Source organism: Brevibacterium sp. JSBI002, from assembly GCF_026013965.1.
Taxonomy (GTDB): Bacteria; Actinomycetota; Actinomycetes; order Actinomycetales; family Brevibacteriaceae; genus Brevibacterium.
This window is the reverse complement of sequence record NZ_CP110341.1, coordinates 1,490,715-1,508,121: the sequence shown is the minus strand read 5'-3', so window position 1 is coordinate 1,508,121 and position 17,407 is coordinate 1,490,715. Positions and strand designations below refer to the sequence as shown.

General features: G+C 64.6%; 17 protein-coding genes. 4 read left to right on the top strand and 13 right to left on the bottom strand.

The annotated features are described in order from the left end of the window. Positions 1 to 69 precede the first annotated feature (69 nt). Positions 70 to 525 carry a twin-arginine translocase TatA/TatE family subunit gene (locus tag LJ362_RS06870; protein WP_264801413.1) on the bottom strand — a complete coding sequence of 152 codons (456 nt, stop codon included), beginning with the start codon at positions 523 to 525 and terminating at the stop codon, positions 70 to 72. Positions 526 to 607: 82 nt separating this feature from the next. Here LJ362_RS06870 and LJ362_RS06865 point away from each other — a divergent pair, with 82 nt between their 5' ends. Both LJ362_RS06865 and LJ362_RS06860 read left to right on the top strand, forming a co-directional pair. After that, positions 608 to 940, top strand: coding sequence for an MGMT family protein (locus LJ362_RS06865; protein WP_264801411.1), 333 nt, complete (start codon positions 608 to 610; stop codon positions 938 to 940). 36 nt (positions 941 to 976) lie between these two features. Continuing rightward, complete coding sequence (locus tag LJ362_RS06860; protein WP_264801410.1) at positions 977 to 1,612, top strand: O-methyltransferase; 636 nt, start codon at positions 977 to 979, stop codon at positions 1,610 to 1,612. A gap of 79 nt (positions 1,613 to 1,691) precedes the next feature. Here LJ362_RS06860 and LJ362_RS06855 read toward each other — a convergent pair whose 3' ends face one another. From LJ362_RS06855 to dapE, 6 genes are all read right to left on the bottom strand, one after another. After that, on the bottom strand, positions 1,692 to 1,862 hold the full coding sequence (locus tag LJ362_RS06855) for a DUF3117 domain-containing protein (protein WP_064485784.1): 171 nt from the start codon (positions 1,860 to 1,862) through the stop codon (positions 1,692 to 1,694). Between the two features lie 141 nt (positions 1,863 to 2,003). Then, a complete protein-coding gene (locus LJ362_RS06850) occupies positions 2,004 to 3,239 on the bottom strand; it encodes a hypothetical protein (RefSeq protein WP_264801409.1) in 1,236 nt (411 codons plus the stop codon). Next, entirely contained in the window at positions 3,236 to 3,571 is a 336-nt protein-coding gene (locus LJ362_RS06845) for a DivIVA domain-containing protein (RefSeq protein ID WP_264801408.1), read from the bottom strand. The genes LJ362_RS06850 and LJ362_RS06845 overlap by 4 nt, the downstream gene beginning before the upstream one ends. 35 nt (positions 3,572 to 3,606) lie before the next feature. Next, complete coding sequence (gene folP, locus LJ362_RS06840; protein WP_264801407.1) at positions 3,607 to 4,506, bottom strand: dihydropteroate synthase; 900 nt, start codon at positions 4,504 to 4,506, stop codon at positions 3,607 to 3,609. Then, a complete protein-coding gene (locus tag LJ362_RS06835) occupies positions 4,503 to 5,366 on the bottom strand; it encodes a TIGR00730 family Rossman fold protein (protein ID WP_264801406.1) in 864 nt (287 codons plus the stop codon). The genes folP and LJ362_RS06835 overlap by 4 nt, the downstream gene beginning before the upstream one ends. Before the next feature lie 5 nt (positions 5,367 to 5,371). Further along, entirely contained in the window at positions 5,372 to 6,538 is a 1,167-nt protein-coding gene (dapE, locus tag LJ362_RS06830; RefSeq protein ID WP_264801405.1) for a succinyl-diaminopimelate desuccinylase, read from the bottom strand. Between the two features lie 41 nt (positions 6,539 to 6,579). On the opposite strand from dapE, the gene dapD reads away from it, so the two are divergent. Next, entirely contained in the window at positions 6,580 to 7,524 is a 945-nt protein-coding gene (gene dapD, locus LJ362_RS06825; RefSeq protein ID WP_264801404.1) for a 2,3,4,5-tetrahydropyridine-2,6-dicarboxylate N-succinyltransferase, read from the top strand. A gap of 409 nt (positions 7,525 to 7,933) precedes the next feature. Here dapD and LJ362_RS06820 read toward each other — a convergent pair whose 3' ends face one another. From LJ362_RS06820 to fdxA, 3 genes are all read right to left on the bottom strand, one after another. Then, positions 7,934 to 9,217 carry a citrate synthase gene (locus LJ362_RS06820; protein ID WP_101544913.1) on the bottom strand — a complete coding sequence of 428 codons (1,284 nt, stop codon included), beginning with the start codon at positions 9,215 to 9,217 and terminating at the stop codon, positions 7,934 to 7,936. 234 nt (positions 9,218 to 9,451) lie between these two features. Then, positions 9,452 to 10,573 (bottom strand): succinyldiaminopimelate transaminase, encoded by a 1,122-nt coding sequence (gene dapC / locus LJ362_RS06815; protein ID WP_264801403.1) that lies wholly within the window; start codon positions 10,571 to 10,573, stop codon positions 9,452 to 9,454. A 3-nt stretch (positions 10,574 to 10,576) separates the two neighbouring features. Beyond that, positions 10,577 to 10,903 (bottom strand): ferredoxin, encoded by a 327-nt coding sequence (gene fdxA, locus LJ362_RS06810; RefSeq protein ID WP_025776980.1) that lies wholly within the window; start codon positions 10,901 to 10,903, stop codon positions 10,577 to 10,579. A 190-nt stretch (positions 10,904 to 11,093) separates the two neighbouring features. Here fdxA and LJ362_RS06805 point away from each other — a divergent pair, with 190 nt between their 5' ends. Further along, on the top strand, positions 11,094 to 12,179 hold the full coding sequence (locus LJ362_RS06805) for a GNAT family N-acetyltransferase (RefSeq protein WP_264801402.1): 1,086 nt from the start codon (positions 11,094 to 11,096) through the stop codon (positions 12,177 to 12,179). A 33-nt stretch (positions 12,180 to 12,212) separates the two neighbouring features. On the opposite strand, the gene LJ362_RS06800 is transcribed toward LJ362_RS06805, so the two are convergent. From LJ362_RS06800 to typA, 3 genes are read right to left on the bottom strand one after another with little or no spacing between them, the layout of a single operon-like run. Then, entirely contained in the window at positions 12,213 to 13,973 is a 1,761-nt protein-coding gene (locus tag LJ362_RS06800) for a VanW family protein (RefSeq protein WP_264801401.1), read from the bottom strand. 48 nt (positions 13,974 to 14,021) lie between these two features. Beyond that, positions 14,022 to 15,341: a PIG-L family deacetylase gene (locus LJ362_RS06795; RefSeq protein WP_264801400.1), complete on the bottom strand. Its 1,320-nt coding sequence runs from the start codon at positions 15,339 to 15,341 to the stop codon at positions 14,022 to 14,024. Between the two features lie 52 nt (positions 15,342 to 15,393). Beyond that, complete coding sequence (typA, locus tag LJ362_RS06790) at positions 15,394 to 17,304, bottom strand: translational GTPase TypA (protein ID WP_139466927.1); 1,911 nt, start codon at positions 17,302 to 17,304, stop codon at positions 15,394 to 15,396. Between the last annotated feature and the right edge of the window lie 103 nt (positions 17,305 to 17,407).

Sequence of the window (17,407 nt, the reverse complement as noted above, 5' to 3'; positions counted from 1 at the left end):
GGCCTAACAGATACCGTCGGCCTCAACCTCAAGTGACTTCGAGGGTGACTCAGGTGGCTTCGGGGTGGCTCAGGTGGCTTCGGAGTCGAACGGCGCAGCGGCGGAACGGTCGCGCAGGCCGACCTGAGCTTGGAATCGTTCGATGGGTGACTTCGCCCGGGTGGGGGCCGCCTCGGTGTCGGTCTGAGTGGACAGGGCAGCACCGGAGGACTCAGCGGATGACGATTCCTGAGTGGCCCGTTCCTGACGTTTGGACTCGCGGATGGCCGCATCCTCTTCGACGAGTGCCTCGCGTACGATGCGGCGGGGATCGTACTGGCGCGGATCGAGCTTCTGCCAGTCCACATCCTTGAAGTCGTCGCCGAAATCGCGTCGGACGCTGTCTTTCGCTCCTTCGGCCATGCGACGCATCTGCCGCACGAAGTCCCGCAGCTTCTGAGCGTATTCGGGCAGGCGTTTGGGTCCGATGACGACCAACGCCACAACGACCAGAATCACCATTTCGGTGCCGTTGATACCGAACATGGTCTCAAGTCTACCGTGGACGGCGGTAGCATCGACTCATGGTCAGCTCAGGTTCGACCTCCCGATCCTGTCGGGAGGTGCAGTGAACGAGATAGCCGTCGAACGGGTGCTGCGCATCATCGAATTCGTACCCGCCGCACGCGTCGTCTCCTACGGGACAGTCGGCGCCGTTGCCGAGTGCTCACCCCGCTATGTCGGACGGGTGATGCGGGAATTCGGATCGAACGTCACTTGGTGGCGAGTCGTCAACGCGGCGGGGATCCTGCCGCCCGAGATCTTCGCCCGCGCCCGCATCCACTGGGAAGAGGAGGGCACACCGCATTCTCATGAGCGGGTCGAACGCACGGCATTCCTCGATGTCGATGAACTCGATGGGCTGTGGCGCCGCCACGGAATCGACCCCGAATGCGGTTAGACTTGGGAGAACTCAGCACCAGAAGGGAGGGGCCGGTTGGCACGCGAAAATGCAGGTGATCTCACCTTCTCGGAACAGTACAACGGTCCCGATCCGCTGCTCGACGCCGCTCGCACCCACTCTCATGAGTTCGGGATCGCACCGGTGTCCCAGACCACGGCGAGGACGCTGACGCTGCTGGCCCGACTGCTCACCCCGGTCGCGGCCGTCGAGGTCGGCACCGGTGTGGGAACGTCGACGCTCTCGCTTCTGCGCGGGATGCCGACCGCCGGGATACTGACGTCGATCGACACGAATTCGACGACCCAGAGCGCAGCGCGTGACCTCGTCGACATGGCCGGCATCCGGCCGGGACGATTGCGGCTGATGAGCGGTCGAGCCGAAGAGGTGCTCAAACGTCTCGCGCCTTCGGCCTACGACATGGTCTTCATCGACGTGGAGCCGGGCAACCTGGAGAGGATGATCCAACCCTCTCTCCGACTGCTCGACACCCAGGGCCTGCTGGTCATCCACAAGACTCTGCTCAAGGGCGCCGTCGCCGATCCCGTCGATCGCAGTCCCCGGACACAGGCGGCACGGAGCATGCTCAACCGCATCGCCGAACAGGAGCACCTCGAACGGGTGCTGCTGCCCATCGGAGAAGGTCTGCTGCTGCTGCAGAAGACCCGGTGAATGCAACAACAGCAGAGACTTAGAGGTAAGTCTCTGCTGTTCGTGCGTCTCCGTCCGGCCGTGTTCTGCGGCCGTCGGCTCAGAGCCCCAGCGTCTGGGCGAGAGTGTCGTGGAGTCCGGTGGCTTCATCTCTGCTGAGTTCGATCACCAGACGGCCTCCGCCTTCGACTGGAAGCCGCATCACCATGCTTCGGCCTTCTTCGGTCACTTCCAGAGGTCCGTCACCGGTGCGGGGTTTCTGGGCTGCCATATGGGCTCTTCCTTCCGTTGTCATTCAAAGACGGTTCACACCAGGTGGACCGAATGATGTACCTACGATTATTCCATGATCCGCGCGTTCCCGGTAACTCTCCCGCCCAACGGACGGTCACGGCGGCAGATCAGCAGGCGATCACGGCGGCAGATCGGCCGGCGGAGTGAAGTGCCACAGGTAGGCGACCCATATGATCTGAAGCAGGATATAGGCCACCAGCATCGCGGCCCGATAGCCTCGAGAGCGCACCAGCGACAACGTCAGGGCCAGCGGGAACAACGGCAGCAGCAGACGCAGGGTGGAGGTCTGCGGATTGAAGAAGATGAGCAGATACAGGCCGTAGCCGAGGCAGAACAGCTGCAGCGTCCGACCCATATGCGCTCCCGCCGGGGAGAAGATCAACGCAAGCATTCCGGCGACGACGATGACGAGCAGCACCGGACCGAGCGGACCGATGAGGCTGATCGACCGAGCCACCCATTGGACGACGAACGTGGTCTCGCCGGTGTGCCAGGCTGCCTCGGTGTCGGTATAGGCCGTCAGCGATCCCGTCGCCCACCAGGCATGGATCGGGTGGATGAGGGCCGCTGCACAGGAGAGCACCCCGAGAGTCCAGGATCGGATCACCTCGCCGGTCGGATACGGATCGCTGCGGCGGCGGAGGAAGCGGTCGATGAGGTGGAAGAGCATGAAGAACGAGAACGCCACGCCGATCGGCCGCGACAGGTCCATGAAGACGACGACCGGGATCGCCGTGAGATAGCGGCGTTCGACGACGAGGAAGAGCGTCGACGCCTGCAGCAGGAGGGTAAGTGATTCGGCATAGCCGGTGGAGAAGATCGCGGCCGGTGGGAAGAACATCACGAGCGCCAGGCCCATCAGCGCCTGACCGGCATCGACGTACTTCCGGAAGAGGTGGAGGATGACGATCGAGGCCAGGCCGGCCGCGATCGTCGACACAAGCGGCGAGATGACTTCGTAGCTCAGCCCCGTGAGGTCGGCCAGAGTGGACACGATCGAGGGGTGCAGCGGATAGAACGCCCACTGGTTCTCCGCGACCGCTCCGGAATCGTCGACGGGCAGGATGCGGGGATAGCCCTCATCGGCGACGCGCCCGTACCAGCCGCCGTCCCAGAAATTGAGGAAGTCATTGAGCGTCGTCGTCACAGGCGAGGACGACCAGTTCGCCGGGTCCTGCCGTTTGAGGACTGCGGCGAAGATCGACATGCTCACGACGCGGGAGGCGAAGTACACTGCCACGGCCTGCAGCCACACGGGCAGAGCCAAGAACAGTGCGCCGACGCGGCGGAAACGGGAGGAGTCGAAGACTTCGGGAGCGAGGGTGATTCCGGGGACGTCTGCGGGGCGGCTCATCGCGGTCGGGCAGCCGTTTCCGGTCCGTCAGGTGCGGTTGTCGGGCTGGTCGGGGGTGCCTCCTCGGCGGGGGCGGCTGCCGTTTCCAGCTCGCTCAGGCGTGTGCGCAGCATCGCCATGGCCGCGTCGACGTCTTCCATCCGGTAGCCGCGCAGCGCGGGCCGGAATTGCACCGATTCCAGGTCCTTGCCGGTGAACTCCGCCGGCAGCCCGGTCCAGGTCTCTTCAGCCTCGTCGACGGTTTCGGAAGAGAAGACGTTGTAGGTCGCTGCGACAACGAAGACGAGGACGAAGACCGCAGCTGCGACACCGATGACAATCCACAGAGGCATGCCCCCATTTTCACATAGGCGCCTGCACGGAAGGCTCAGCGCAGTCCGCGCACGGTGTGTCTCGGCGCTGCTTCGCCGGTGATCGCCACGGTCACGTCGATGGCATCGGCAGTGGCCCTGACATCGTGGGTGCGGATCATCGCCGCTCCCTTCTCGACGGCCAGCGCGGTCGCGGCGATCGTTCCGTACAGCCGGTCCGACGGGGCGACCTCACCGATGGCCTCACCGACGAAATCCTTCCGTGAGATCGCCAGCAGCACCGGATAGCCGGTGGCGGCGAATCGGTCGAGTTCACGCAGCAGACGAAGCGAGTGGTACGTGTTCTTCCCGAAGTCGGGAGTGGGATCGATGATGATCCGGTCTTCGCGCACCCCTGCCTTCCGCGCCGCCTCGGCGAGGTCGATGACGCCTGCCAAGGTGGAATCGACGACGTCACCGGCCTTTAGGCCATAGCGGTTGCGGTGGGCGTCGGTGCGCGGATCCAATCCCCCTGTGTGGGAGCAGACGATGCCGACATCATGTCGGGCGGCCACCTCGGCGAGCTTCGGGTCGATCCCGGCCCAGGTGTCGTTGAGCAGTCCCGCACCGGCCCTGCAGGCGGCCTCGGCCACTTCATGGCGCCAGGTGTCGACGCTGATGAGCACGTGTGGGTGGGACCGTGCGACGGCTTCGATGGTCGGGCACACGCGGTCGATCTCCTCGGCCACGGAGATCGCCCGTCCGCGGCCGGCGCGCACTCCCCCGATATCGACGATCCGAGCACCCGCTGAGGCGGCCGCCTCCACCGCAGTGATCGCCTCCGCGAGGGTCCCGGCGGATTCGTAGAACGAATCCGTGGTGCGGTTGATCACGGCCATGATCGCCGGTGTTCCGGACCTGGCCCGGGCGAGATCGAACCGTTCGCCCTCCGGCGCTGATGAGGTGTCGCTTCTCATGGCCGACCGTTCGCAGGGTTCGCCACGACCGAGTCCCTGCCGTGTCCCGGTCCGATCGCGGCGACGACTTCGTCGATGTCATCAGTGAGGGTGAACATGTTCATATCTGCTTCGCTGATCGTCCCCGCGGCCAGCAGAGTGTTCTGCATCCAGTCGACGAGCCCGCGCCAGTAGTCGGTCCCGAACAGCACGATGGGGAACGAGGTGATCTTGCCGGTCTGGACCATGGTGAAGGCCTCGAACAGCTCGTCCAGAGTACCCAAGCCGCCGGGCATGACGACGAATCCGCGCGAGTATTTGAGGAACATGGTCTTGCGGACGAAGAAGTAGCGGAAATTCACGCCGAGTTCGACGTGCTTGTTGAGTCCAGTCTCGAAGGGCAGCTCGATGCCCAGCCCGATGGACACTCCCCCGCCCTCGCAGGCACCGAGGTTGCCGGCCTCCATGATTCCGGGTCCCCCGCCGGTGATGATCGCATTGCCGTTCTCGGCGATGCGGCGAGCGATCTCGCGGGTGTCCGCATAGGCCTGGGTGCCGGCTTTCAGCCGGGCTGAGCCGAAGATCGACACTGCCGGTCCGATCTCGGCCAGCGAGCCGAATCCTTCGACGAACTCGGCTTGGATGCGCATGACACGCCACGGGTCCTCATGCACCCAGTCGCTGCCCGACTTCGATTCGAGGAGGCGCTGGTCTGTCGTCGTCTCCGGCACCTGGTCACCGCTCAGGCGGAGCGGGCCCTTGCTGTAGAAGCCCGGGTCACCTGTTGTGTCGTCTCCCCGGGCGCCTGCCGGGTCGTCGGCAGGAAGGTGCCCGGGAGCACTCGAAAGCTCACCATCGACGTCGTCTGTCGCTCTGGTCATCTCATTCACCGGCCCTGAAGGTAGCTGCGCAGAGTTGCGGTGGCCTGCTCCACCTCGGTGACTCTCACATGCTCATCCGACTTATGGGCGTACAGCGGGTTGCCGGGACCGAAATTCACTGCCGGAACGCCGAGTGCGCTGAATCGGGACACATCCGTCCAGCCGAGCTTCGGGGCCGGGGACAGACCGAGGGTGTCGATGAAGTCCTGGGCGATCGCCCTGTCGAGCCCGGGGCGGGCCCCCTCGGCGGCATCGGTGACGACCACGTCGAAACCGGTGAACAGCTCGCGCAGGAAGGATTCCGCCTCGGCAGCTGACTTGCTCGGAGCGAAGCGATAGTTCACGGACACCACGCACTCGTCGGGCACGACGTTGCCGGCGACTCCACCGCGGATGTTCACGGCGGAGAGGGATTCGCGGTAGTCGAGTCCGTCGACGGTGACGGTGCCGGTTTCGAATTCGGCGAGCCGGGTGAGGATCTCGGCGGCGGCGTGGATGGCGTTGACGCCCATGAAAGCACGGGCCGAGTGGGCGCGGACTCCGGTGGTGGTGACGTCGACGCGGATGGTTCCGTTGCAGCCGCCTTCCACGGAGGCGTTCGAGGGTTCGCCGAGGATCGCGAAGTCGCCGGCCAACCACTCGGGGTGGCTGCGGGAGACGCGGCCGAGTCCGTTGAGCGAGGCATCGACTTCCTCATGGTCGTAGAAGACCCAGGTGACATCGCGGTTCGGTGTGGTCAGCGCGGCCGCCGTGGACAGCTGCATCGCCACTCCGGCCTTCATATCGCAGGCGCCCCGCCCCCAGATGACCTCATCATCGGGGTACTCGTCTCCGGACATGTGGGTGCGCACGGGCGGAAGGTTGTCTTCGACGGGAACGGTGTCGTGGTGGCCGGCGACGACGATGCGCTCGGCCAGCCCCAGGTCGGTGCGAGCGATGACGGTGTCTCCGTCGCGGAGGATCTCCAGGTCCGGCCCCGGACCCGCGCTGATTCTCTCCAGGACAGCGACGACGGCATCGGCCAGGACCGTTTCGTTCCCGGACACGGATTCGATGGCGCACAGTCGGCCGGTGAGTTCGGCCGGGTCGCCCAGTGCGGCGAACAGGTACTCGCCGAGGTCGCCGGCGGGCGCGAATATGGCATCAGTCTCAGCAGATGGATCGACAGTCATGTCTCTTAGCCTAGTACGGCGCCACCGTCTAGGCTTGAGGCATGACAGAACGCATCGTTTCCGCACGTGGACTCGCCACGATCCATTCCGACATCGTCCTCTCCGTCTGGTACCCCGCCTTGAGCACCGGTGATACCCACGACACCGCCGAGGCGGCCGCCACCGCTCGCGCCGCCGACGACGGTCTCGACGCCCTGGTGGGCACCGATGAGGGCCGCGGCACCCGCTCGGAGGTCGTCACCACCACGATCGATCTCGACGCCGGTCCCGCCTCGGCGGCCGACGCCTACCTGCGTCTGCACGCACTGTCCCACCGGGTCGTGACCCCCAACGACGTCAACCTCGACGGAATCTTCGGCCATATCGCCAATGTCGTATGGACCTCCTTCGGCGCCTGCTCCCCCGAGGACTTCGAGGCCACTCGCGCCAAGCTCCTCGCTCGCGGTCCTGTTGCCGTGTACGGGCTCGACAAGTTCCCGCGGATGACGGACTTCGTCATCCCCTCCGGTGTGCGCATCGCCGACGCCGACCGCGTCCGCCTCGGCGCTCACCTGGCGCCCGGCACCACCGTCATGCACGAAGGCTTCGTGAATTTCAACGCCGGGACGCTCGGTTCGGCCATGGTCGAAGGCCGCATCTCCCAGGGCGTCGTCGTCGGAGACGGATCGGATATCGGCGGCGGAGCCTCGATCATGGGTACGCTCTCCGGCGGCGGCACGCACCGCATCTCCATCGGCTCGGGCAGCCTCCTCGGCGCGAACGCCGGTGTCGGCATCTCCATCGGCGATGACTGCATCGTCGAAGCCGGTCTCTACATCACTGCAGGCACTCGCGTGACGGTTCCCGGCGAAGACGATGCCGTGGTCAAGGCCGCCGAGCTCAGCGGGAAGAACAACATCCTCTTCCGCCGCAATTCGGTCACCGGCACCGTCGAGGCGATTGCCCGCGACTCCAAGGGCATCGAGCTCAACCCCGACCTGCACTGAGTCAGCCGCCGCACTGCCGCCGAGGGCGCGTTCACATCATGTGGACGCGCCCTCAGCGCATTCACTCCTCGCCGACGCCAGGCATCCCACATGCTTCGCAGCGAGTCACCCTCCTGCCGGCAAAACACCGTGCGAGTGCCACAACGCCCCGTTCCTGCAGGGGGTTGTGGCACGGAGGGTGATAGACGCGTCAGTACCTGTAGGACAAGTCTCCTGCGACGCGAAGTGGCACTACCGGTGCGGGATGGGGAAAGAGCGGCTGAACGAGCCCGAGCAGAGAATGCGCAACGGCGTCGGACAGAGGATTCTGCTCCGACGCCGTTGCGTTGGCTCGACGACACATGCGCCGAGGTGGGGCTCAGCCTTCCGTTGTCACGTCGCTGACGGGTGGCCGACTGAGCTCCGGGACTCAGCGTTCGCTGATGTCCTTGTAGTTCCGGTTGTATTCGCCCGTATAGATCTGTCGGGGACGGCCGATCTTCGTCTCGGGGTCCTTGATCATCTCGCGCCACTGGGCGATCCAGCCGGGCAGACGACCGACCGAGAACAGCACAGTGAACATATTCGTCGGGAATCCGAGGGCCTTGTAGATGAGACCCGTGTAGAAGTCGACGTTCGGGTAGAGCTTGCGCTCGACGAAGTAGTCGTCGGCCAGCGCGATCTCTTCGAGCTGCTGAGCCAGCTCGAGCAGCGGGTCGCCGCCGGAACGGGCGAGAACCTCGTCGGCCGTCTTCTTGATGATCTTCGCGCGCGGATCGTAGTTCTTGTACACGCGGTGACCGAAGCCCATGAGACGGACGCCGTCTTCCTTGTTCTTCACGCGCTCCATGAACTTCTTCGGTCCGTCATCGGAGGCCGCGATCTGCTCGAGCATCTCGAGCACTGCGGAGTTCGCGCCGCCGTGCAGCGGTCCGGCCAGAGCGTTGACGCCGGCCGAGATCGACTGGAACACGTTGGCCTGCGACGAGCCGACGAGGCGAACCGTCGAGGTCGAGCAGTTCTGCTCGTGATCGGCGTGGAGGATGAACAGCTGATCCATGGCCTTGACCGCCAGCGGATCCGGCTCGTATTCCTCAGCGGGAACGCCGAAGTTCACTCGCAGGAAGTTCTCCACGAGGCTCAGCGAGTTATCCGGGTGGATGACCGGCAGCCCCATGTTCTTCCGATGCGCAAGAGCTGCGATGGTCGGCATCTTCGCGAGCAGTCGGAACGACGAGGTGTCGATCTGGTCTTCGTCAAAGACATCGAGGTCATCTTGGTAGAACGTCGACAAAGCCGCGACGGCAGCTGCAACCATAGGCATCGGATGAGCGTCGTACGGGAACGCACGGAAGAAGCGTCGCAGGTCCTCGTGGACGATGGTATGTCCGCGCAGGCGAGCGTCGAAGGCGTCGTACTGTTCCTGAGTCGGCAGCTCACCGTAGATGAGGAGGTAGCAGACTTCGACGAAGTTCGACTGTTCCGCGAGCTGTTCGATCGGGTACCCGCGGTACTGCAGCTCACCGTTGTCACCATCGATGTAGGTGATGGACGACGAGGTGGTTGCAGTGTTGGCAAACCCTGGATCGTATGTGACCGCGCCGGTCTCTTTGAGCAGAGAACCGATACGGTATCCGTTGTTGCCCGCTGTTGCTGACACCTCGGGCAGTGTCAGCTCCGTATCAGCGATCCTGAGGTTCGCCTCCGAAGTCATTCGATCTCCTCACCGTTGACCGACCCCAAGAACTTCCTGAGGTGTTTTGCACAGTTCTTTCAAAGACTACCGACAATTGCGGGAATCAGAAAATCACTGCACGCTTCATTTACTGGTTGGTAATACGTCTGACCAGGGCAGATAACAGTTTTTCGCCCTGCATGAAGTCTGAGCAGGAACTTAGCGGACGCTCGGAAACCGGTAGTTGCCGAGCACCGTGCCCCACCCACGTAATCATCTCGCGGCGGCCCGAAGACGCTCGGCCGCGGCTCGAATGCGTTCGTCGGTGGCGGTCAGCGCAATCCGCACATGGTCGGCAGCCGCCGCTCCGTAGAACTCTCCGGGACCCGCCACGATGCCGAGTTCGGCAAGGTCAGCCAGGGACTCCCAGCAGTTCTTGTCCGCGGCCGACCACAGGTAGAGACCCGCGGTCGAATGGTCGATGCGGAATCCGAACTCCTCGAGCCCGGTTCGCAGCTGCTCGCGTCGTGACCGGTAGATCTCCTTCTGCGCCAGCACGTGTTCCGTGTCGCGCAGTCCGGCGACCATGGCCTCCTGGATCGGGAAGGGCACGATCATGCCTGCGTGCTTGCGTGAGCGGGTGAGATCGGAGATGAGCTCGGCATCACCGGCGACGAACGCCGCGCGGTAGCCGGCGAGGTTCGACTGCTTCGACATCGAGTACACGCTCAGCACGCCGGCATTCGACTCCCCCGCGGCTGCAAGTACGCTCGGCGTCGGCTGATCGGATTCCCAATTGAGCAGTCCGTAGCATTCGTCCGATGCGACGACCACTCCGGCGGCACGAGCACGGCGAACCACCTCGGCGAGGATGCCGACGTCGAGGACCTCACCCGTCGGATTGCTCGGGGTGTTGATCCACAGCAGACCAATCCCGTCCAACGAGGCTCCGTCGACGACCTGGGCGGCGTCGATGCGGCGGCATTCCACCCCGGCAATGGTCGCCCCCATCTCATAGGTCGGGTACGCGGCGGAGGGACAGGCGACGGCCAGCCCGCGTTCGCGCAGTCCCAACAGAGTAGGCAGCCAGGCGACGAGTTCCTTCGAGCCGACGGTCGGCAGGATTTCGGCAGCGGGGTCGAGGCTGACCGAATGCCAGTTCTCGTACCACCATGCGATGGCTTCACGAAGCTGTGCGGTTCCGGCAGTCGTCGGGTAGCCGTGCGCATCCCCTGCGTCCGACAGCGCACGCCGGATCACCTCAGGGGTGGGGTCGACGGGCGTACCGATGGAGAGGTCACAGACTCCGTCGGGATGCTCGGCAGCCCGGTGACGGTATTCCGTGAGTCGGTCCCAGGGGTAGTCCGGGAGGTTGAGTCCGAAGGCGTCCGTCATCGGTCAGTCGTCGTGGTTCTGCGGAGGCAGGGCGGAGATGATCGGATGGTCCTTGCCGGTGTTGCCGAGCTTCGCGGCACCGCCGGGCGAACCGAGGTCGTCGAAGAATTCGACGTTGGCCTTGTAATACTCTTCCCACTCATCGGGCACATCGTCTTCGTAGAAGATGGCTTCGACGGGGCACACGGGTTCGCACGCACCGCAGTCGACGCATTCGTCGGGGTGGATGTACAGGCTGCGTTCGCCCTCGTAGATGCAGTCGACGGGGCATTCGTCGATGCAGGCCTTGTCCTTGAGGTCGACACAGGGCTGGGCAATGATGTACGTCACTGGGCTGACTCCTCGAAAGACTCACAGATGGTGCGCATGTACCTCCCACAATACGCCTTCGCCCGATTCCCGTGACCACCGGTCTCAAGTGATTCGCATTGCATCTGACATCCCCGCTCCCGCCTGCGCCCGACCGCGACGTGCGTGTCATAGGGTGGGAGGGCATCAATTTCGCGGAGGAAGGCCAGACGTGGACGATCTGCAGCCCGGCAGACGAGTGGTCGTGCGGTATTCGCTCGACCCCGGTGACACCCATTCGACGTCGGATGCCCTCGGCGTCGTCACAGCCGTCGACGAGGCCGGGCTCGAGATCGATACCAAGCGCGGTCCCCTGCGCATCGCACGCGACCAGATCCTCCTCGTCCACGAGGTGCCCCCGGCTCCGACGAAGGCCGGGCGCACGCATGAGATCGTCTCCGCCGTGGATCTCCGACGCATCTCGGCCGCCGCCTGGCTCCCCCACGACGTGTCCTGGCTGCACGTGGAGAATCTGCGCAACGAAGGCACCGAGGCGGCCACCGAGGTCAGCCTGCTGCAGAAGGGCTGGCTGCTGCGGCATTCGGAATCCGCGACCCGGCGCGCCAATTCCTGCCTGCCCGTGACCGACACCGGACTCGGGTGGGAACAGGGCCTCGACGCCGTCGAGGAATGGTATCGGACCCGCGGCAAGCCGAGCCGCGTCCAGATCTATTCCGCTGACGATTCCTCGACGCTGGCACCCGAATGCGAGGGGCTCGCTCCCCTGCTCTCGGCTCGCGGCTACACCCCTTCCGAGGCCACACTTCTGCTCACCGGCGCCACCGCGGAGGCAGCCGGCGGTGCGTCCTCCCCCGCCGAGGCGGCCGCGGCCGGTCTGATCATCGACGTCTCCGATGCGCCGACCTCCGAGCATTTCGCCGCATGGACGTCACAGCGAAACCCCGGTGAGGAACCGGGTTCGGCCGAGGCGTTCAAGACGCTCATCGAAGCCGATCAGCCGTGTGAATTCGTCACCGCCTATGCCGAGCATCCCGATGGATCCCGGACTATGGTGTCGGCCTGCAGGGTGGTCGAGCGCAGCAAATGGGGTGTCATCACCAACCTCATCACTCGTCCCGATCTGCGCAGACGCGGTGCCGGGCGTTCGGTGGCCGCTGCCGCGGCGGCACTCCTCGCTCAGCGCGGGGTCAGGTCCTACCTCGTCGACGTGGAGTCGAGCAATGAGGCGTCGCTGGGCCTCTTCGGTTCCCTCGGTGCGACAGTGCGTCACCGGTCCTGGTACGCCGAAGCACGCTGACCGGTCAGCCGGCCGGAATCCTGCGACGAAGGTTCAGCCCTTGCACTCGACCTTGTTCACCGGCCGGTAGACCGTGGTGAAGCCGTCCTTCGTGGTCTTGCCCGAAGCGATGTCCTTCATTGTCCGGGTGATCCGGATCGACCAGCCGCCCTTCGGCGACTGCGGGGAACAAGAAGGTCCGCTTTCGGTGACCGACCCCGGTGAGGTGTGGTTGAACCGGTCCGAGGCGTCGGCCGACACATCGTATTTCTTGACGCCGAAGACCTTCGCGTGGACCTCTCCGTCTTTGAGGTACATGTCGAGGACGACCGGAGTCTTCGAGTTGTTCGTGAACTTCATATCGATCGTCGACCAGTCGAGGGTCGACTCGCGGCCCTCCGGATAGCGGGAGATATAGCGCGAATGCGCCTGGTGTTCGTCGAGTTCGAAGCCGGCGAAGAACGCCGCATTGAACAGTGTCGTCGACACCTGTGAGACGCCGCCGCCGTAGTCTTCCTTCATCTGCCCTTCGGAGATCACGCCGGCAGGCTTGTAGCCGTTTGCGGCGGTGCGCTGGCCCAGAGCCTCATTGAGGGAGAACTGCTCACCGGGCTTGAGAACCGTGCCGGAGACCTTCTTCGAAGCCACCCGCAGGTTGGTATCGCGGTTGGGTTCGGAGCTGTAGCCGGTGGAGAAGTGTGACACGGTGTCGGAGACATCGGCCTTCTTCGCGTCCTTCGTCGTGAACTCGGGTTTGACCGAGGCCAGTGTGACCGTCGGCTTGTCCTCCTTGCCGTTGATGGCATCGGTGACCGCTCCGGTCAGCTCCTTGGCCTTGATCCCGATTCCATCGCGGGAGGGCACGACCTCGGGCTTGCCGTCCTTGATCTCGAAACTCGCGTCCTCGGCCGGTCGCCCGATGTCCTTGTTCGCAGCCAGCACGGATTTCTGCAGAGCCTCCTGGTCGAAGACGGGCGTGAGCTTCGAGTCCTCGGCTTTGAACGTCAGAGTCTTCGCGACTGTCTTCGGAGGCACGGTGAGGTCACCGCCCTTGACCTTCGAGTCCGCATCCTTCCGAGGCTTCGCCGTGATCGTGAGGTCCTTGCTCACGGCGTCTTTCGCGAATCCCTCGGCCATGTCCTCGGCTTCGGACGTGGTGATATCGGGATCGACGTTCGTCGGACTGACTGGGAGAGCATCCTCGGTGCGCAGCCAATGATCGTCGACGGCGGTGCGCACGGCGGCGGTGTCGACGGTCTGGCCCTTCTTGCCGTCCTTGACCTTCGGTGTGGTCTTGTCGAACTCGAGTTCGGCGTCCTTGGGATCGACGGCCAGGGATTCCGTGACCTTCGCGGTTTCCTTGTCGAACTTCTCCTCGTCGACCTCGATGACGGGATCGACTTCGTCCTCACCGAACAGGCGGTCCCAGATGACGGTGGGGTCGAGGCTGAAGCCGGTGATGCGCTCAACTGTCGCTTCCGCGTCGAAGGTGATTCCGGCCTTCTCCGGGTCGAGCTTCGCCGTCGGCTCTCCGGCCTTCAAGACGATGTCCTTCTCCGCGTCATCGCGCAGGTCGTTGCGCAGGGTGTTCTCGGCGTCTGTCGCGGACTTGCCGCCGATGTCGATTCCGGCCACGGTCGTCCCCGGTGCGAGCATACGACCGCTGAAGAAGCCGATCACCACATAGACGGCGGCCAGCACAATGACGGCCACGAGGATGAAGGGCCAGACCGACTTCTTCCGGGCAGCGCTGCCGGACGGGTCGGGCCCGCCTGCGTTCGAGGTTCCATCGGACAAGGTATTGGTCGGCATCATTCTCCCGAGGGTGTCGATAACGACTGATTCGGTGCGGTTCGCACGAGTCTAGCGAGTGCGATCGTGCCCGCGCACGTTGATGAAGGAGAAGACGGCGGCCAGGACCATCGGTCCGAGCAGCCACACAACCGAACGCAGCAGTCCGGTGACGATCATATCGGCCCCGGGCAGCCACGTCGGCTGACCGAAGACGAAGGACAACGCGGCGATGATGACAGCCGCGACCAGCATCGGAGCGCTGCTGCGGTACATCGTCTTCAGATGCCACAGTCCCGCAGCCGCCAGGGCCAGGGCCAGGACGAGCCCCCACGGCAGGATGATTGGGGTCTGCCCGAGGTTGATCACCGTGACGTTGAGGTGCTGCATGGTGCCGAGGAAGGCGATGAGCAGTCCGAGCACAGCTGAGTGGAGATAGGCGAAGATCCCGGGCTTCCGCGGTTCGCGTCGCCGTCGCAGGGGCTGCGCTGCCGCGTTCTCCTGAGCTTCGACCGCTGCGACGTCGAGGCCGGTGAGCACGTGCGGGGCCGGTCCGGTGTTGAGGATCTCGGATGGGACCGGAGTGCCTGCCCCGATCGAAAAGTATTCGCGATCGCCGATCCTCTGACCGACACCGTTCGACAGCGCGAAGAAGCCGCCGGACACGCTCACCTGGGTGCGATGAGCCTCGAGTGCTGCCCGTTTCGCCGGCAGCACCGCGCTGACGTCCTGGTCGATGACGATCTGACCGACCGGTGGTTTGGCCGGGATCGTGTCGACGGAGGCGAATCCGGTGTCGGCGAACCCGTCCTGGTTGGGGTCGAACGAACGGCGGGCCACCTCGGTGGGGGTGTCGACGTAGAGCAGCCGACCGGTCCGCCATTCGGCGAAGTCGAAGGCCGCGGTCGTGGCCTCGTGCACCCTCACGTGGTCGGGGTGACCGTAGCCCCCGTTGGCAGCGTAGGTGATGATCGCGTGTGGTTCGAACGCATCGATGACGGCGGCAATGTGTCTGGCCACGGTCGTGATGTCAGTCGCACACAGGGCGTTGTCGCTCATCGATGACGCGGGTCGAGCGTGACCGTCCGGTCCCCACTCCATTCCCGAATCCTCGAAGGTTCGCGTGGTCCCGCCGAGGAAAGTCTGCATGCGCACACCGAGAGCATGCATCGCCTCGGCGATCTCCTGCTCCCGGACCCGGGCGAGACCGGCCCGGTCGCCCTCGAGCTGCTTCAGCTCCGCGGGGATGACCTCGCCGCCCTCACCGCGGGTGGCTGTGAGCACCATGACCTCGGCACCCTCGGAGACCAATTCGGCAATCGTGCCGCCCGTCGTGATCGTCTCATCGTCGGGATGAGCGTGCACGAGGAGGACGCGTGGCGTAACAGTCATTGGTTCCTGGGTGCTCGAGGTCATTCGGTGCTGCCGGATCAAGGAATCCGGCTCAGGCGTTCTGGCGGCGCATCTTCGCGTAGAGCTTTGCGCGTTCCTTCTGATCGAGTTCGACCTTGCGGATGCGGATGGCACCCGGGGTGACCTCGACGCACTCGTCCTCACGAGCGAACTCGAGGCTCTCCTCGAGGGTCAGCTTGCGCGGCGGAGTGAGGTTCTCGAAGCTGTCAGCAGAAGCCGAACGCATGTTCGTCAGCTTCTTCTCCTTCGTGATGTTGACGTCCATATCGTCGGCACGCGAGTTCTCGCCCACGATCTGGCCTTCGTAGACCTCGGAGGTCGGCTCGACGAAGAAGGTTCCGCGGTCCTGCAGGTTGATCATCGCGTACGGGGTCACTGTTCCCGCGCGGTCGGCCACGAGAGATCCGTTGATGCGGAACTCGATGTTGCCGGCCCACGGTCCGTAACCGGCCGAGATCGTGTTCGCGATACCGGTGCCGCGGGTCTCGGTGAGGAACCGAGTGCGGAATCCGATGAGGCCGCGAGCGGGAACTTTGAACTCCATCCGCACCCAGCCGGTGCCGTGGTTCGTCATGGTCGACATGACACCCTTGCGGGCAGCCAGCAGCTGGGTCACGGCCCCGAGGTAGTCCTCCGGCACGTCGACCGTGAGCTCCTCGAATGGCTCATGGACCTTGCCGTCGACCTGCTTGGTCACGACCTGAGGCTTGCCGACCGTGAGTTCGAATCCTTCACGGCGCATCTGCTCGACGAGGATGGCCAGAGCCAGCTCACCGCGACCCTGGACCTCCCAGGCGTCGGGGCGCTCGGTCGGGACGACCTTGAGCGAGACGTTGCCGACGAGCTCCTGGTCGAGGCGGTCCTTGACCATACGGGCGGTGACCTTCGTGTTCTTCTCACGGCCGGCCAATGGGGAGGTGTTGATGCCCACGGTCATCGAGATCGCCGGATCGTCGATGACGATAGCCGGCATCGGCTTCGGATTGTTGATGTCTGTGAGCGTGTCACCGATCATGATGTCGGGGATGCCGGCGACGGCGACGATGTCACCGGCCGAGGCCTCCGTGGCGGGCACCCGGTCGAGACCCTGGGTCTCGAGCAGTTCGGTGATCTTCACCGAGCTGATCTCGTCACCGCGGGCCCAGGCGACCTGCTGTCCCTTCTTCAGCGTGCCGCCGAAGATGCGCAGCAGAGCCAGACGACCGAGGAACGGCGATGCGTCGAGGTTCGTGACATGTGCCTGGAGGATGCCGTCGGAGTTGATCTCCGGTGCCGGGATCGTCTCGAGAATGGTCTTGAACAGCGGTTCGAGGTCGGGGTTGTCCGGGACCGCTCCATCGGCGGGCTGTTCGAGGGAGGCGGCACCTGCCTTCGCGGCGGCGAAGACGACGGGCACGTCGAGGACCGAGTCGACGTCGAGATCGGGGACTTCGTCGGCGAGGTCGGAGGCCAGACCCAGGAGCAGGTCCTGAGCTTCCTCGACGACTCCGTCGATGCGGGCATCGGCACGGTCGGTCTTGTTGATCACGAGGATGACGGGCAGCTTCGCGGCCAGCGTCTTGCGCAGGACGAAGCGGGTCTGCGGCAGCGGACCTTCCGATGCGTCGACGAGGAGGACGACGCCGTCGACCATGGACAGTCCGCGCTCGACCTCACCGCCGAAGTCGGCGTGGCCCGGGGTGTCGATGACGTTGATGACGATGGGGTCCTCGCCGGCCGAGGGACCGTTGTAGAGGACGGAGGTGTTCTTCGCGAGAATGGTGATGCCCTTCTCGCGTTCGAGGTCGCCTGAATCCATGACGCGTTCGGCGAAGTCGCCGTGTTCGCTGAACACACCGGTCTGCCGGAGCATGGCATCGACCAGCGTGGTCTTGCCGTGGTCGACGTGTGCGACGATTGCTACGTTTCGGCGGTTTTCCCGTCGTGTGATGGCTTCAGTCATCAAGAACCTTTTTGAGATAGAGAGATCGGTCCAGCCCGGACCCAACAGACAATTATACGGCCACCCGCACGCGATCGCGTGCAGGTGGCCGTCAGCTTGGGCG

What these genes read in the sequence shown, in the direction of transcription:
- LJ362_RS06870 (WP_264801413.1), bottom strand. Translation starts at nt 525, where the DNA reads ATGTTCGGTATCAACGGCACCGAAATGGTGATTCTGGTCGTTGTGGCG.
- LJ362_RS06855 (WP_064485784.1), bottom strand. Translation starts at nt 1,862, where the DNA reads ATGGCAGCCCAGAAACCCCGCACCGGTGACGGACCTCTGGAAGTGACC.
- LJ362_RS06850 (WP_264801409.1), bottom strand. Translation starts at nt 3,239, where the DNA reads ATGAGCCGCCCCGCAGACGTCCCCGGAATCACCCTCGCTCCCGAAGTC.
- LJ362_RS06845 (WP_264801408.1), bottom strand. Translation starts at nt 3,571, where the DNA reads ATGCCTCTGTGGATTGTCATCGGTGTCGCAGCTGCGGTCTTCGTCCTC.
- folP (WP_264801407.1), bottom strand. Translation starts at nt 4,506, where the DNA reads ATGAGAAGCGACACCTCATCAGCGCCGGAGGGCGAACGGTTCGATCTC.
- LJ362_RS06835 (WP_264801406.1), bottom strand. Translation starts at nt 5,366, where the DNA reads ATGACCAGAGCGACAGACGACGTCGATGGTGAGCTTTCGAGTGCTCCC.
- dapE (WP_264801405.1), bottom strand. Translation starts at nt 6,538, where the DNA reads ATGACTGTCGATCCATCTGCTGAGACTGATGCCATATTCGCGCCCGCC.
- dapD (WP_264801404.1), top strand. Translation starts at nt 6,580, where the DNA reads ATGACAGAACGCATCGTTTCCGCACGTGGACTCGCCACGATCCATTCC.
- LJ362_RS06820 (WP_101544913.1), bottom strand. Translation starts at nt 9,217, where the DNA reads ATGACTTCGGAGGCGAACCTCAGGATCGCTGATACGGAGCTGACACTG.
- dapC (WP_264801403.1), bottom strand. Translation starts at nt 10,573, where the DNA reads ATGACGGACGCCTTCGGACTCAACCTCCCGGACTACCCCTGGGACCGA.
- LJ362_RS06800 (WP_264801401.1), bottom strand. Translation starts at nt 13,973, where the DNA reads ATGATGCCGACCAATACCTTGTCCGATGGAACCTCGAACGCAGGCGGG.
- LJ362_RS06795 (WP_264801400.1), bottom strand. Translation starts at nt 15,341, where the DNA reads ATGACTGTTACGCCACGCGTCCTCCTCGTGCACGCTCATCCCGACGAT.
- typA (WP_139466927.1), bottom strand. Translation starts at nt 17,304, where the DNA reads ATGACTGAAGCCATCACACGACGGGAAAACCGCCGAAACGTAGCAATC.